The organism is Sagittula sp., from assembly GCF_052825245.1.
Genome location: NZ_JBRBWD010000019.1, coordinates 13,487 through 26,930, shown reverse-complemented (window position 1 = coordinate 26,930; position 13,444 = coordinate 13,487). Strand labels below are relative to the sequence as shown.

At 67.8% G+C, this 13,444-nt stretch carries 13 protein-coding genes; 6 read left to right on the top strand and 7 right to left on the bottom strand.

Annotation, left to right across the window (positions count from 1 at the left end):
- Nucleotides 1–5: 5 nt before the first annotated feature.
- The 5 genes from ACU0DV_RS07015 to ACU0DV_RS06995 all read right to left on the bottom strand — a co-directional run bounded on the left by ACU0DV_RS07015 (nucleotide 6) and on the right by ACU0DV_RS06995 (nucleotide 4,750).
- Complete coding sequence (locus ACU0DV_RS07015; protein ID WP_100930312.1) at nucleotides 6–1,187, bottom strand: vWA domain-containing protein; 1,182 nt, start codon at nucleotides 1,185–1,187, stop codon at nucleotides 6–8.
- 319 nt (nucleotides 1,188–1,506) lie between these two features.
- Entirely contained in the window at nucleotides 1,507–1,674 is a 168-nt protein-coding gene (locus ACU0DV_RS07010) for an apolipoprotein acyltransferase (protein ID WP_100930313.1), read from the bottom strand.
- Nucleotides 1,671–3,059 carry a DUF2927 domain-containing protein gene (locus ACU0DV_RS07005; protein ID WP_446241796.1) on the bottom strand — a complete coding sequence of 463 codons (1,389 nt, stop codon included), beginning with the start codon at nucleotides 3,057–3,059 and terminating at the stop codon, nucleotides 1,671–1,673. The genes ACU0DV_RS07010 and ACU0DV_RS07005 overlap by 4 nt, the downstream gene beginning before the upstream one ends.
- Nucleotides 3,059–3,514 carry a GNAT family N-acetyltransferase gene (locus ACU0DV_RS07000; RefSeq protein WP_100930315.1) on the bottom strand — a complete coding sequence of 152 codons (456 nt, stop codon included), beginning with the start codon at nucleotides 3,512–3,514 and terminating at the stop codon, nucleotides 3,059–3,061. Before ACU0DV_RS07000 ends, ACU0DV_RS07005 begins: the two co-directional genes overlap by 1 nt.
- A gap of 333 nt (nucleotides 3,515–3,847) precedes the next feature.
- Nucleotides 3,848–4,750 (bottom strand): AEC family transporter, encoded by a 903-nt coding sequence (locus tag ACU0DV_RS06995; RefSeq protein WP_446241797.1) that lies wholly within the window; start codon nucleotides 4,748–4,750, stop codon nucleotides 3,848–3,850.
- Nucleotides 4,751–4,876: 126 nt separating this feature from the next.
- Between ACU0DV_RS06995 and ACU0DV_RS06990 the strand changes: the two genes are divergently transcribed.
- Both ACU0DV_RS06990 and ACU0DV_RS06985 read left to right on the top strand, forming a co-directional pair.
- Nucleotides 4,877–5,482, top strand: a complete 606-nt coding sequence (locus ACU0DV_RS06990) for a hypothetical protein (RefSeq protein WP_370312485.1) — start codon at nucleotides 4,877–4,879, stop codon at nucleotides 5,480–5,482.
- Nucleotides 5,483–5,681: 199 nt separating this feature from the next.
- Nucleotides 5,682–6,140 (top strand): GNAT family N-acetyltransferase, encoded by a 459-nt coding sequence (locus ACU0DV_RS06985; protein WP_100930318.1) that lies wholly within the window; start codon nucleotides 5,682–5,684, stop codon nucleotides 6,138–6,140.
- A 46-nt stretch (nucleotides 6,141–6,186) separates the two neighbouring features.
- Here ACU0DV_RS06985 and ACU0DV_RS06980 read toward each other — a convergent pair whose 3' ends face one another.
- On the bottom strand, nucleotides 6,187–7,026 hold the full coding sequence (locus ACU0DV_RS06980; protein WP_283980252.1) for an AAA family ATPase: 840 nt from the start codon (nucleotides 7,024–7,026) through the stop codon (nucleotides 6,187–6,189).
- A gap of 557 nt (nucleotides 7,027–7,583) precedes the next feature.
- On the opposite strand from ACU0DV_RS06980, the gene dksA reads away from it, so the two are divergent.
- From dksA to ACU0DV_RS06960, 4 genes are all read left to right on the top strand, one after another.
- Nucleotides 7,584–8,006: an RNA polymerase-binding protein DksA gene (gene dksA / locus ACU0DV_RS06975; RefSeq protein ID WP_100930320.1), complete on the top strand. Its 423-nt coding sequence runs from the start codon at nucleotides 7,584–7,586 to the stop codon at nucleotides 8,004–8,006.
- A gap of 201 nt (nucleotides 8,007–8,207) precedes the next feature.
- Nucleotides 8,208–9,380 carry an FAD-dependent monooxygenase gene (locus tag ACU0DV_RS06970; protein WP_446241798.1) on the top strand — a complete coding sequence of 391 codons (1,173 nt, stop codon included), beginning with the start codon at nucleotides 8,208–8,210 and terminating at the stop codon, nucleotides 9,378–9,380.
- Between the two features lie 148 nt (nucleotides 9,381–9,528).
- Nucleotides 9,529–10,497: an XdhC family protein gene (locus ACU0DV_RS06965; RefSeq protein ID WP_283980250.1), complete on the top strand. Its 969-nt coding sequence runs from the start codon at nucleotides 9,529–9,531 to the stop codon at nucleotides 10,495–10,497.
- Complete coding sequence (locus ACU0DV_RS06960) at nucleotides 10,494–11,486, top strand: molybdopterin-binding protein (RefSeq protein ID WP_100930322.1); 993 nt, start codon at nucleotides 10,494–10,496, stop codon at nucleotides 11,484–11,486. Before ACU0DV_RS06965 ends, ACU0DV_RS06960 begins: the two co-directional genes overlap by 4 nt.
- A gap of 117 nt (nucleotides 11,487–11,603) precedes the next feature.
- Here ACU0DV_RS06960 and ACU0DV_RS06955 read toward each other — a convergent pair whose 3' ends face one another.
- Nucleotides 11,604–13,244 (bottom strand): BCCT family transporter, encoded by a 1,641-nt coding sequence (locus ACU0DV_RS06955; RefSeq protein WP_100930323.1) that lies wholly within the window; start codon nucleotides 13,242–13,244, stop codon nucleotides 11,604–11,606.
- Nucleotides 13,245–13,444 lie beyond the last annotated feature (200 nt).

Sequence of the window (13,444 nt, the reverse complement as noted above, 5' to 3'; positions counted from 1 at the left end):
GCGGCTCAGCCGAGGAAGCGCATGCCGCGGTCCAGGCCCTCGAGCGTCATCGGTACCATGCGATCCTCGAAGATCTCGCGGATCATGTGGATGCTTCGCGTGTATTGCCAATGGCTTGGCGGCACCGGGTTGATCCAGAGGTGGTTCGGCCACTGGTCGCGGGCGCGGCGCAGCCAGACGTGCCCGGCCTCCTGATTCCAGTGCTCGTTGGCGCCTCCGGCATGCGAGATCTCGTAGGGGGACATGCTGGCATCGCCCACGAAAATGCATTTGTAATCAGGGCCGTAGGTGTTCAGCACGTCCCAGGTGGCGGTCTGCGCGTCCCAGCGGCGGCGGTTGTCGCGCCAGACGCCGTCATAAAGGCAGTTGTGGAAGTAGTAGTGTTCGAGGTGCTTGAATTCTGCCCGGGCGGCGGAGAACAGCTCTTCCACGACCTTGATGTGGGGGTCCATGCTGCCGCCAACGTCCAGAAACAAAAGGACTTTCACCGCGTTGTGCCGTTCCGGCCGGGTCTTCACGTCGAGGTAGCCATTGTGGGCCGTGGCGCGGATGGTGCCGTCTAGGTCGAGCTCTTCGTGGGCGCCCTCGCGGACCCAGCGGCGCAGGCGTTTCAGTGCCACCTTGATGTTGCGCGTGCCCAGCTCGACCCCGTCGTCGAGGTTGCGGAATTCCCTTTTGTCCCAGACCTTTACGGCGCGCTGGTGACGCGATTCCCTTTGCCCGATCCGGACGCCTTCGGGGTTGTAGCCATAGGCGCCGAAGGGCGAGGTGCCGGCGGTGCCGACCCATTTGGAACCGCCCTGGTGCCGGCCCTTCTGCTCTTCGAGGCGCTTCTTCAGCGTCTCCATCAGCTTGTCGAAACCGCCCATGGCCTCGATCTCGGCCTTCTGTTCCTCGGTCAGGTGCTTCTCGGCCAGCTTGGTCAGCCAGTCGTCGGGGAGGTCCACGGCCTGCAGCACCTGTTCGACGCCGATCTCTTCCAAGCCCTTGAAAGCATGGGAGAACGCGCGGTCGAAACGGTCGAGGTGCCGCTCGTCCTTCACCATGGCGGTGCGGGCGAGATAGTAGAACGCCTCCACGTCATAGGTGGCGAGACCGGCGGACATGCCTTCGAGGAAGGTCAGGTACTCGCGGAGGCTGACCGGCACACCGGCCTTGCGCAGGGCTTCGTAGAAGGGAACGAACATGGGGGATTTGTAGGCCCGCGCCGCAGGCGGAACAAGGACCGTTAACGCAAGCGCGGTTAACGGTGCGCGCGGCAGGGTTAACGCCGCGGACGATCCGCCCATCTGGTGGGCGCAGTGGCCCGGTCCACAAGTGCGGAAGCGGATCGCAACGAAGGTTGACGCGCTGGAAGGGGTGAACCGGCCGGTTCGACCCCTCGTAACGGCCGGTTGGTAACCTTTGCGCCCGGTGGCGCCGTGACGTTGCGTCGGAAAGGGTTAACGGAGCAGGCCGGGCTACGGGCCGGGACGTCTCAGGGGCGGTCCCTCAGGGGGCGATCCCTCAGGCGGCGAGCTTCTCGATCACGATAGTCAGGATCAGGCCCAGGAGCGCGAAGGCGATGGCATAGATCGTCGCGTACTGCACGACGTCGAGCTTGTTGCCCTTGAGGCGGGCCGCGTTCAGCCCGCCGATGATTGCGCCGGCCAGTGCCGCGATGAGGACGATCATAGTGAGCCGGGTCTCCGTCGTGCCGGGTTCAGGGAGCCGACCTCGCGCAGTTTCGCACGCACTGCCCAATCAGCGCCGAACCCGTACCGTGCCCAGCCCAGGGAGTCCAGCCGGACGGCTCGGGCCTCTGTCGGGCGGCCGGCGAGGTCCAGCGCCTCCGCGCGCAGCATCATGAGCGTCGCGAGCAGGGCGGCGTTTTCATGACGTGCGGCGGTGTCGAGATGCGGCGTCAGAAGGTAGAGCGCATCGTCGGTGCGGCCGGAACTGATCGCATAGGCGGCAAGCTGCGAGGCGACGTAGGCGCGGTGCAGGGCGGTGTCGGGACGGTTGCCGAAGTAGCGCTGCGCCAGCACGAAGTGGTCCTGCGCCGTGGCCGGATCGATGGACTGCAGCAGCCGGCCCATGGCGTAGTGCGAGAAGGCGCGGCGGTGGTCGGTCCAGCCCATGGCGGTGGCGACCTTCAGTGCCTCGGAGGCGGCGTTGCGGCGCTGCGCGGGGTTGGCGCCGGGCCCGAGCGCGGTCTGCACCGCTTCGATCCAGACGCGGGGCGTTTTCGACAGGCGCTGCGGCGCGCCGTTCTGGCCGCGCGGGTTGATGCGGGCGAAGATCGCGGGCAGGCGGTCGGCGACGTCGTTCCGGCTCATCCCGGTGCGCAGCGACGGGTCGTAGTAGGCGCGCAGGATCGTCATGTCGTAGCCGGTCAGGACGGTGTGCACGTTGTCGTCGTTGAACACGCTGTCGGGCAGGCGGTAGAGGTCGTTGAGCGGGCCGAGCGCCTGGGCCAGTTCCTCGTGCAGGCAGTCGCGGATTTCCTGCGGCGCGCTGTCGGCGGGGATGAAGATGGCGAGGCGGTCGCGCGATTTCAGCTGCGACCAGCTTGTCTGGCGGGTATTGCGCGCGCCCTTGTATTCCGCCAGCGACGAGACGTTCGGCACCACGAAGCAGGCGGCGGAGGGCAGGGCCTTGCGGATGTCATCGCGCGTCACGGCCTGGATGGTGATATTGGCGTTGGCCGCGCCGACCTGCGAGACGTTGATCCCGGCCTCGGTCCGCAGGCGGTGCAGCAGGCGGCTGAGATCGGGGCCGAGCGAGACCGGCGCCTGGCCGGTGACACGCACGGTGATCGGCCCTTCGAAGCGGGTGAAGGTGGTCAGCGGGCGGCCGGATTCCAGTGCGAACGACAGGTCGAGGAAGTCGCGGGCGAGGTCGGTGTTCGACGCCGCGGGGACCGAGGGGCGCGGCACCGAGAAGCTTTTCATCGGCGGCAGCGAGGCGCTGGATTCGACGGCGGATGCGGCACGCGAGGCGGTGTCGTTCGAGGCGACAGGCATGCAGGCGCCCAGCAACAGGTACAGCGGGAGCAGGTAACGACGTGCTTTGCGCATTACGGCCTCTGGTACTTGATGAACGGGGTGACGACGCCGATCCGGTCATAAAGGACGCGGGCGGTTTCGTTGAACTCCTGAGTCAACCAGTAGACGGAGGGCGCCCCGTAGCTGTCGGCGGCGGCATAGACCGCCTCGATCAGCGCGCGGCCGACACCCTTGCCGCGCATCTCCGGCACGGCGTAGAGGTCCTGCAGGTAGCAGACGTCCTCTATCTTCCAGCCGTGTCGGTGGAACAGGTAGTGCGTCAGGCCCACGAGGCGGCCGTCGTGTTCGGCGACCAGCGCGCGGAAGTCGCGCGGGTCGTCGCCGAGGAGGCGCGCAAAGGTGGAGGCGTAGACCTGCTCGGTCACGGTGCTCTCGTAGAAGGCGAGGTACGCCGTCCAGAGTTCACGCCAAGCCGGTTCATCCTCCGCACGCAATGCGCGCACGGTCAGAGCCGTATCGTGGGACACTATGTAAGCCTGCCTGCTTTTTGGTTGCTCGGATTGTTGAACCATCCGAGGTTTTTCTGTCCTCTTGGTGAATACTATAGGGCAAAACCGGGATTTGTGCCCAGACGATTAACAAAGTGGTAATGAAATTTTCCCGTTCGCGGGATTTTTTGAATTATGTTTATTCGTTTCAAATGGTTGCACTGTGCAGTTGGGCAACAGGGATTTCGTCAACCATTGTTAATGGGGGGTAAACAGAGGGGCGGACAATGGCGGTATTGAGGCGCCGCCGGATACGCGCCGCAGTTCGTTCCGGGTGGTTCCGGGGGCGTCCGGGTCTTGCGGCGGGCGGGCTCAGGCCAGCCAGGCCAGCGAGATCAGCGAGAGCGTGGAGGTCCAGACGATGACCGGCGCGATGGCATCGGTGCGCACGCCATGGAGGAGTGCCAGCGAAAAGGCCATGGCGCCGGAGGGTCCGGCGGCGGTCAGGGTGAAGAGGTCGTGCCAGGTCTCGGGCGGCTCCAGCAGGGACAGCGTGGCCCAGACCAGCGCCGGGAAGGCGATGAGCTTCAGCCCCGCGCTGGTCGCGATCACCGGCGAGACGCGCAGCGAGTGCCCCGAGAGGATCACGCCGAGCGCAAAGAGCGTCAGCGGCGCCGCGGCCTGACCGGCGAAGTGCATGGCGGTCAGCAGCGGTTCGGGCAGGGGGATCGCGGCGAGGTTCAGCACGAGGCCCAGCAGGATCGCCATCAGCACCGGGTTCATCGCCAGCCGCTGCCATGCGGGCGGCGCGCCGGGCGCCCGGCCCGCGATCAGGTCGGCGGTGACGATGAAGAACGAGAAGGACACCGCGCTGTCCCAGGCCACGATGGCGGTGACGGGCAGGGCGGCGGCCTCGCCGTAGATCAGGAAGGAGATCGGCCAGATATAAAGGAGCGTGTTCACGAAGATCGTCGCCATCGCGAGCAGCCAGCTTTCCAGCGGTTCGCGGCGGAAGACGCGGCGCATCACGAGGTAGGCGGCGGTGAACAGCCCGACCTGGCAGAGGGCATAGACCCCCAGCACGTCGGCGCGGAAGGCGGACCAGTCCAGACCGGCGATCAGCGGCATGATCAGCGGCGGCTGCATGACCATGAAGGCGATGCGGTTGGCGGTCGTGGCCTCCGCCTTCGACACGAAGGAGATCCGCCCGAGGAGGAACCCCAGCGCCAGCATCGCGAAGACCGGCAGGATGTCATGTGTCAGGACGTGCAGCATGACGGCTGACAGAGCATGGACCGCCGGGGGCTGCAAGTGCGCGCGACGGACGGGATGGAACGCAAGCCCGGCGCCCGTGTTGGGCGGGCAAGGCACCAGATGACACCGGGCAATGACGGAGGCGGGATGTGGACATGGATCCTTGACAACGCGGCGGCGCTGTCGGTGGCGCTCAACGCCGCCATGCTGCTGGTCTGGCTGGCCTACCTGCAGCTTTTCCTGACCAGCATCCGGCGGTCGAACCGGGCGGTGATCCACATCGACATGGCCGCGGGCCAGAACGAGGACGCGCGCTGCATCGTCACCAACATGGGGGCGGACACGGTCTATATCCTCGGCGTGAAGGTCGACCTCGACTGCGACGGCGACGCCCGCGAGGCGCTGGTGACGGACGTGCTGGAAGAGGACGGCCCGCTGGGCGGCGACTTCCGCGAACGCACCAACCAGGGGCCGCTGGCGGGGGGCGAGGCCATGGACATCGGCAGCTTTCACAACATCGTCGACCGGGCCGCGATGCGCATGGGCGAGGACATCAGCCTGACCACCTGCCATTCGGTCGAGATCACCGTGGTGGTGGCCGCGCAGCAGGCGCACCGGCTTCTGGGCGGGCACAAGCGCTACGACATCACGCGCGAGAACGGCGCGCTGCGCTTCCGGTCAGAGGACATCCTGACGCGCCAGATCACCTCTGGCCGCAGACGCCGCCAGCTGGCGCGCGACATCGCCTGCTGAGGTCGGGCCTTGTGCAGGCTTTGGGGCCTTCGGGCGCCCGCCCTTGCCCTTGAGATCCGGATTTTTCCGGGTCGGGCGGTTGAACCCCGGGCCGTGGCATGTTTGGACGCGCGCGACAGTCATTCGGGTGCGCACAGCCCCGGATCCCGAGCCGCGCCTTTCGGCGCCCGACAGGAAGACGCCCCCGAAAGGAGACGCCATGACCGACCTCAGCCTGCGCCGCAACACCGGGCGCGATCTTGCACCGCTTGCGGGACTGCTCGCCGATCCCGGCGACCTCGCGCTGGTCAACCCCAGCGCCCGCCACCCCTTCGATGCCGATGAATGGCATCAGAAGTGGCTGCAGGAGCTCGACGACGAAAGCTTCTACCTCGTGGACGGGCAGGGGCGCGAAGTGGGCTTCTTCGCGCTCCGCGTCGGGGTCGGCCCGGAGGTGCGCCACCTGACCTATGTCTTCGTGGCCGAGGAGATGCGCGGCGGCACCGGCCACCTGATGGCGCGCTGGATCGAGGACGCCGCCCGCGACCTGGGCGCGCTGACCATCACGCTCAAGTGCGAGCTGGACAACCCGGCGGCGCTGCGCGTCTACGAGGCGGCGGGCTTCGAGGAGCTTTCGCGCCGGGGCGGCATGGCGACGATGCGCAAGGACCTGGACTGAAGGACGGCGCGCCCCCCGGATGGGGCGCAGCCTGTCGGCGGAGGGCTTACCTGTCGCGCCGGGCCATGAAGGCCAGGCGTTCGAAGAGGTGGACGTCCTGTTCGTTCTTCAGGAGCGCGCCGTGCAGCTTCGGCAGGGCGGAGGCGCTGTCGCGTTTCAGGTCCTCGGGGGAGAGGTCCTCGGCCAGAAGCAGTTTCAGCCAGTCGAGCACCTCGGAGGTGGAGGGCTTCTTCTTCAGGCCGGGCTGGTCGCGGAGTTCGAAGAACTGCGTCAGCGCCACGGTCAGGAGTTGGTCCTTGATGTCGGGGAAGTGCACGCGGACGATGGCGCGCAGGGTCTCGGGATCGGGGAAGCGGATGTAGTGGAAGAAGCAGCGGCGCAGGAAGGCGTCGGGCAGCTCCTTCTCGTTGTTCGAGGTGATGATGACGATGGGCCGGGTTTCGGCGCGGATCGTCTCTCCGGTCTCGTAAACGTGGAATTCCATCCGGTCGAGTTCCTGCAGCAGGTCGTTCGGGAACTCGATGTCGGCCTTGTCGATCTCGTCGATCAGCAGGACGGTCTTTTCCTTGGCAGAGAAGGCCTGCCAGAGCTTGCCCTTCTTGATGTAGTTGGCCACGTCGTGCACCCGCTCGTCGCCGAGCTGGCTGTCGCGCAGGCGGCTGACGGCGTCGTATTCGTAAAGCCCCTGCTGGGCGCGGGTGGTGGACTTGATGTTCCACTCGATCATCGGGAGGTTCAGCGCCTCGGCCACCTGGCGGGCCAGCTCGGTCTTGCCGGTGCCCGGCTCGCCCTTCACCAGCAGCGGACGTTCGAGGGTGATGGCAGCGTTCACGGCCATGGTGAGGTCGTCTGTGGCGACGTAGGCGTCGGTGCCGTCAAAGCGCATGGGGGTCCTCCGGATCGGTCGCAGAAGGGGTACAGGCGGTATCGGGCGGGTGCAAGCGATGCGCTGGCCACGCGGGCGGGCGGCGGCGCAACTGCCCGATCCCTGCGCGTATCGCGGGCGGCTGCGGGTGGCCGGGCCTTGCCGCAGGTGCAGCGCGGCGGGGCATTCCCGGGTTTGGCGGCGGCGGTCCAAGGGCCGGAAGCGGCGCTGTGAACGGGCTGTGGTCCTGCCGGTCGGGGCGCGGCGGAGAGGGGTTTGCCGAGTCTCCGGAGGGTGCTGATTAAGGGGTTTCGGATGCATGTTCCGGAGGCGCGGATCCGCGCCGCGTCAAGTCAAATCCTGTGGATAACCTTGCGTCACGGGGAGTCGTTCGGGACCGGCTGCGCAGACATCGGGCACGGTCACTTTTCGTTGCACAAGAGGCGCCAAAACCCGGTTCCGGACCCGCTATTGTGTAGTGACAAGGCGCGTTGTTTTGTTTAAGTGCTGCCCGCAGGGGTGCCAGATATCTTAGGAATTTCAAAATGACAGATATTGGCGTTGATGAGGGAGCGGAAATGAAACCTGAAACCTTTCTACCCGAGGACTATCGTCCCGCCGAAGATGAACCTTTCATGAACGAGCGGCAGACGGAGTACTTCCGCCGCAAGCTTCTGAACTGGAAAGCCGAGCTTCTTGCCGACAGCCGCGACACCATCGAGGCACTGCAGGAAGGGACGCGCAACATTCCCGATGTCACCGACCGCGCGAGCGAGGAAACCGACCGCGCGATCGAACTGCGGACCCGGGATCGTCAGCGCAAGCTGGTCAACAAGATCGACGCGGCACTGCGGCGGATCGACGAGGGCGAGTACGGCTACTGCGAAGTGACCGGTGAGCCGATCTCGCTCAAGCGGCTGGACGCGCGTCCGATCGCGACGATGAGCCTCGAGGCGCAGGAACGGCACGAGCGGCGCGAGAAGGTGCATCGCGACGACTGAGCCCCTTCGGGTGGGGCAGCGCCGGTCCTTGCCGGGCCGGCACCGAATGACGGTCCGCGGGGGGCGGTGAACGCCGGCCCCTGTCCGGCCGGGCCTCCGCCAGGCGGATGGGTCCGGAGCGCGGAACGGACCGTGACCTGAATGAGTGCGCCGGGGCCTGTCCCCGGCGCTTTTCTTTGAACGGACGGAAGGACAATCGCTGTGGGGGCTTCGGGCAAGCGGTCGGTGGTTGTGGTCGGCGGAGGCATCGGCGGTCTGGCCGCGGCGTTGTGCCTTTCGGCACGGGGCGCCGAGGTGACCGTGCTGGAGCAGGCGGAGGCGATCCGCGAGGTCGGTGCCGGTATCCAGGTCAGCCCCAACGGTCTGCGCGTGCTGGAGGCGCTGGGGCTGGGCGCGGCCTTCCGCGAGATCAGCGTGCGGGGGCAGGCGGTCAGCCTGCGCGACTATCGCGAGGGCCGCGAGGTCACGCGGCTGGACCTCATGCGGCTGGGCGATGCGCAGTCCTACCGTTTCGTGCACCGCGCCGACCTGATCGAGCTGCTGGCGCGGGCCACGCGCGAACGGGGCGTGGCGATCCGGCTCTTGCAGAAGGTCCGCAAGGTGGTGCCTGGTCCGATGGCGCGCGTGGTGATGTGCAACGGCGACGAGGTGACGGCGCCGCTGGTGGTGGCGGCGGACGGGCTGCATTCGGTCGCGCGGCCGGCGCTCAACGGCGCGGCGGAGCCGTTCTTTACCGGGCAGGTGGCGTGGCGCGCCGTGGTGCCGAACGTGGTCGATCACCCGGCAGAGGCGCGGGTCCACATGGGTCCGGGGCGGCACATGGTCAGCTATCCGCTGCGCGGCGGGGCGATGGTGAACCTCGTGGCGGTCGAGGAGCGCAGCGGCTGGGTCGAGGAGGGCTGGAGCCACACCGACGACCCCGCGAACCTGCGCCGGGCCTTTGCCGGCTTCGGGGGCATGGTGCCCGCGCTGCTGGATGGGGTCGCGACGCCCGGCCTCTGGGGGTTGTTCCGGCATCCGGTGGCGCGGCGCTGGCATGCGGAGGGCGTGGCGCTGGTGGGCGACGCGGCGCATCCGACGCTGCCGTTCCTTGCGCAGGGCGCGAACATGGCGCTGGAGGATGCCTGGGCGCTGGCCGCGGCGGCTGTGCGCGAGGGCGGGCCGCGGCTCGACCTTTACCAGGAGTGGCGGCGGGACCGGGTGAGCCGGGTGATCGCGGCGGCCAATGGCAACGCGTGGAAGTACCACCTGAGCAACCCGCTGGTGCGCGGCGTGGCGCATCTGGGTCTGGGGGTTGCCGGTCGGCTGGCGCCCGCGCGGATGCTGAACCAGTTCGACTGGCTCTACGGTTACGACGTGACCGCGCTGTCCTGAGAGAGGACACCCGGGCCGTCCCGGCGGGCCTGCCGCGAAAAATCCGGGTCCCCATGACTGGAAATTCCCGCCCGTCCGACCGACGTTTGTCCTGTGGCCGTCGTGCGACAGGCGGATTAAGGTCCCGACAGGGAAGAAGGGGGTCTGAATGGAACGCATCGACGGAATTCCGGAGCAGGCGCTGGCGTGGCACCGCGCGGGCAAGGGCGCGGTCCTTGCCACGGTCGTGGAGACATGGGGCTCTGCCCCGCGGCGCGTGGGGTCGCAACTGGCGATCTCGGGCGAGGGGCTGATCGAGGGATCGGTCTCGGGCGGCTGCGTCGAGGGCGCGGTCATCGTGGAGGCTCTGGAGGCACTTGAGGACGGCGACGCCCGCGAGCTGGAGTTCGGCGTCTCGGACGGCGACGCCTTTGCCGTGGGGCTGGCCTGCGGCGGCACGATCCGCGTGCTGGTCGAGCCGGTGGGCAAGGTGATGCCCGAAGGGCTGCTGACAGAGCTTTGCGCCGCGCGCGCGGCCCGCGAGCCGGTGGCCTACGTGGTCGACCTGGAAACCGGGCGGCGCGAGGTGGTGCGCGAGGGCTACGAGACGCGGTTCCGCATGGACCGCTCGGGCTTCGAGGAGGACGGCCGCACCTTCGTGGCGATCCACAACCCGCCCTTGCGGCTGATCGTGGTGGGCGCGGTGCATATCGCGCAGGCGCTGGTGCCGATGGCGCGGATCGCGGGCTACGATCCGATCATCATCGACCCGCGCGAGACCTTCGGGTCGGAGGCGCGCTTTCCCGGCGAACGCATCCTGAACGACTGGCCGGACGAGGCGGTGGAGGCGCTTGGCCTAGACGGGCGCACGGCGCTGGTGTTGCTGACCCACGATCCGAAGCTGGACGATCCGGCGCTGGAGAAGGCGCTGGCGTCGAAATGTTTCTACATCGGCGCGCTGGGGTCGACGCGGACCCACGGCAAGCGGATCACCCGGCTGGAGGCGCAGGGCTTTTCCGAGGAGCAGATCGCCCGCATCCACGGGCCCATAGGTCTGGACATCGGCGCGGCGGGACCGGCGGAGATCGCCGTCTCGGTCATCGCCGAGATGACGCGGGTCCTGAGGAAGGGCGCATGAGGTTCGGGCCGCTGTCGCTGGACGAGGCGGAGGGGGCGGTGCTTGCCAACTCCCAGCCTGCCGGGGGACGGCGGCTGAAGAAGGGCACCGTGCTGGGCGCGGAGGACATCGCGGCGCTGAAGGCCGAGGGGTTCTCGGAGGTGCTGGCGGCGCGGCTCGACCCGGACGACATGTCGGAGGACGCGGCGGCGGAGCGGCTGGCACAGGCGCTGGTGCCCGATCCGAAGCGCGCGGGCCTGCGCCTTGGCCGGGCGGCCACGGGCCGGGTGAACATCCACGCGGAGGCGCCGGGTGTCGTCGAGGTGCTGGCCGACCGCATCCACGCGCTGAACGCCGTCGATCCGATGATCACCGTGGCGACGGTGCCGGAGTGGCAGCGGGTCGGACCGCGGAGCATGGTGGCGACGGTCAAGATCATATCCTACGCGGTGCCTGCCGCGGCACTGGAGGCCGCCTGCCACGCGGGCCAGGGCGCGCTGCGGTTGCGGCGGGTGGTGCATGACACCGCCAAGCTGATCCAGACCGCCGTGACCGCGGACGAGAGCGGCGACAAGGGGCAGGCTGTGACGGCAGAGCGGCTGGACCGTCTGGGCGTACGGCTGGGCGAGAAGCAGGTGGTGCCGCACCGGATCGACGCCCTTGCAGAGGCGATCCGCGCCACGGATGCGGCGGCGGTGCTGATCCTGACCGGCTCTGCCACGTCCGACGCGCGGGACGTGGCACCGGAGGCGCTGCGCGCCGCCGGGGGCGAGGTCACGCATTTCGGGATGCCGGTCGATCCGGGGAACCTGCTGTTCTACGGGCGGCTTGGCGAACGGCCGGTGATCGGCCTGCCGGGCTGCGCCCGCTCGCCCGCGCTGAACGGTGCGGACTGGGTGCTGGAGCGCCTCTTGTGCGGTGTCGAACTGCGCCCCGGCGACGTGGCCCGGATGGGCGTCGGCGGCCTGCTGAAGGAGATCCCGGTGAGGGGCCGTCTGCGCGAGGCGTGAGGGGCGGGCTGTGCCGTGGCTTCCCGGCCGGGTCGGCTGGCGCGTTCGGCGTTTGCGTCTTTGAGAATGTAACCGGGCGCCGCCTGTCCTCTGGCGGCGCCCGGTGCGTTTCTGGCGTTACTCTGCCGGGGTTTCGGCCTTGTCGCGGTGGAAGTCCTCCAGCGCGGGGCGGGTGCCGATGGTGATGTGGTCGATGTCCTCCTGTGCGAGGCCGCGCACCAGCGAGGGGATCATCATGCTGACCAGTATGAAGATCGGCAGGCCGACCACGGTGATCACCTGTTGCAGCGCCGAGAGCCCGGCTTCGCCCGCGAGAATGATGAGCATCGCGGCCACAAGTCCCTCGGCCACACCCCAGAACACGCGCTGGTGCACGGGGCCGGGCGTGGGCGAGCCGGTGCAGAGCATGTCCACCACCAGCGAGGCGGAGTCCGAGGAGGTGGCGAAGAAGATCGCCACGATCACCACGGCGAAGCCCTGGACGAAGGCGGTCAGCGGGAAGTGCTCGAGGAAGGCGAACATCGCGAGCGGTACGCTGTCGGCCACCGCCGCAGAGATCTGGCCTGCCTGGTCGCCCAGGGACGCGCGTGCTGCCGCGCCGATGCCGTCGAACTCCATCGCCTGCCAGCCGAAGATCGCGAACCAGATCAGGGTGAAGAGCGAGGGCGCCATGAGCACGCCGAAGACGAATTCGCGGATCGTCCGCCCGCGCGAAATGCGCGCCACGAAGAGGCCGATGAAGGGCGACCATGTGACGGTCCAGGCCCAGTAGAACACCGTCCAGCCGCCCTGCCAGCCCCAGTCCCCGTTGTCGGGGTTGGTGTCTGCCAGCATGTCGTTCCAGAAGGCGAGGCGCGGCAGGTTGGAAAGGTAGAGGCCTGCCGTCTCGACGATGCCACGCAGCAGGAACAGCGTGGAGCCGAAGGCCAGCACGAAGAACATCAGCGCCACGGCCATGCCGATGTTGAGGTTCGACAGGAGTTTCACCCCCTTGTCGAGGCCCACGACGATGGAGGTGACGGCCACAGCGGTCAGCACGGCGAGGATCAGCACCTGCACGGTCGCGCCGTCCCCGGTGCCGTAGAGCGCGTTCAGACCGGCGGCGATCTGGCTGGAGCCCAGACCCAGCGAGACCGCCACGCCGAAGAGCGTGCCGAGGATCGCGGTGATGTCGATGGCCTTGCCTATTGGGCCGTGGATGCCCTCGCGCAGGAGCGGGTAGAAGACGGAGCTGACGCGGACGGGCAGCTCGTAGCGGTTGATGAAATAGGCGAAGGCGAGGCCGGGCAGGGTGAAGATCGCCCAGGTGTGCAGGCCGAGGTGGTAGATCGCTATGGAGATGGCGTCCTGCGCGGCGTCCTGGCTGTAGGGTTCGACCCCCGGCAGGGGTGGAGTGGCGAAATGCGATATCGGTTCGGCCACGCCCCAGAACATCAGCACCGTGCCGATGCCCCCGGCAAAGAGCATCGTGAACCAGCTGAGGTTGGAATACTCGGGGCGGGAGCCCTTGCGGCCAAGGCGGATGTGGCCATGGCGGGACGCGGCGACCCAGATCAGGAAGCCCAGCCAGACGTTGACGCCGAGGATGAAGAACCATCCGAGGTTGGTGACGATCCAGGCGCGGCCCGCGGCGAAGGCCTCTTCGATGGGATCGGGAAAGATCACCAGCGCCAGAACGAAGAAAAGTGTGAAAGCGGCGGAAATGAAGAAAATCGTAGGATCTGTTTTCAGTCGCAGTTTCTCTGCCAAAGCATGCAAGACATGTCCCCCTTTTGCGGCTTGCTACCTTAGGGCAACGACGGTTTTGGCGGGAATGTTCCGAAAAAATTGCCTACCCGGGGTTGTAAGGCCGGATCGGCGCGGCTGCGCGGGCAATTCATGCCCTGACTGTGCGGGACTGTTCGCCGGGGGCATAGTGGTGTCCCTAAACGCAAAAGGCCCGCCGTATGGGCGGGCCG

Bases quoted from the DNA above. Each gene is read 5' to 3' on its own strand.
- dksA (WP_100930320.1), top strand. From the start codon at position 7,584: ATGAAACCTGAAACCTTTCTACCCGAGGACTATCGTCCCGCCGAAGAT.
- ACU0DV_RS07005 (WP_446241796.1), bottom strand. From the start codon at position 3,059: ATGCGCAAAGCACGTCGTTACCTGCTCCCGCTGTACCTGTTGCTGGGC.
- ACU0DV_RS06985 (WP_100930318.1), top strand. From the start codon at position 5,682: ATGACCGACCTCAGCCTGCGCCGCAACACCGGGCGCGATCTTGCACCG.
- ACU0DV_RS06990 (WP_370312485.1), top strand. From the start codon at position 4,877: ATGTGGACATGGATCCTTGACAACGCGGCGGCGCTGTCGGTGGCGCTC.
- ACU0DV_RS07015 (WP_100930312.1), bottom strand. From the start codon at position 1,187: ATGTTCGTTCCCTTCTACGAAGCCCTGCGCAAGGCCGGTGTGCCGGTC.
- ACU0DV_RS06960 (WP_100930322.1), top strand. From the start codon at position 10,494: ATGAGGTTCGGGCCGCTGTCGCTGGACGAGGCGGAGGGGGCGGTGCTT.
- ACU0DV_RS07010 (WP_100930313.1), bottom strand. From the start codon at position 1,674: ATGATCGTCCTCATCGCGGCACTGGCCGGCGCAATCATCGGCGGGCTG.
- ACU0DV_RS06965 (WP_283980250.1), top strand. From the start codon at position 9,529: ATGGAACGCATCGACGGAATTCCGGAGCAGGCGCTGGCGTGGCACCGC.
- ACU0DV_RS06995 (WP_446241797.1), bottom strand. From the start codon at position 4,750: ATGCTGCACGTCCTGACACATGACATCCTGCCGGTCTTCGCGATGCTG.
- ACU0DV_RS06980 (WP_283980252.1), bottom strand. From the start codon at position 7,026: ATGCGCTTTGACGGCACCGACGCCTACGTCGCCACAGACGACCTCACC.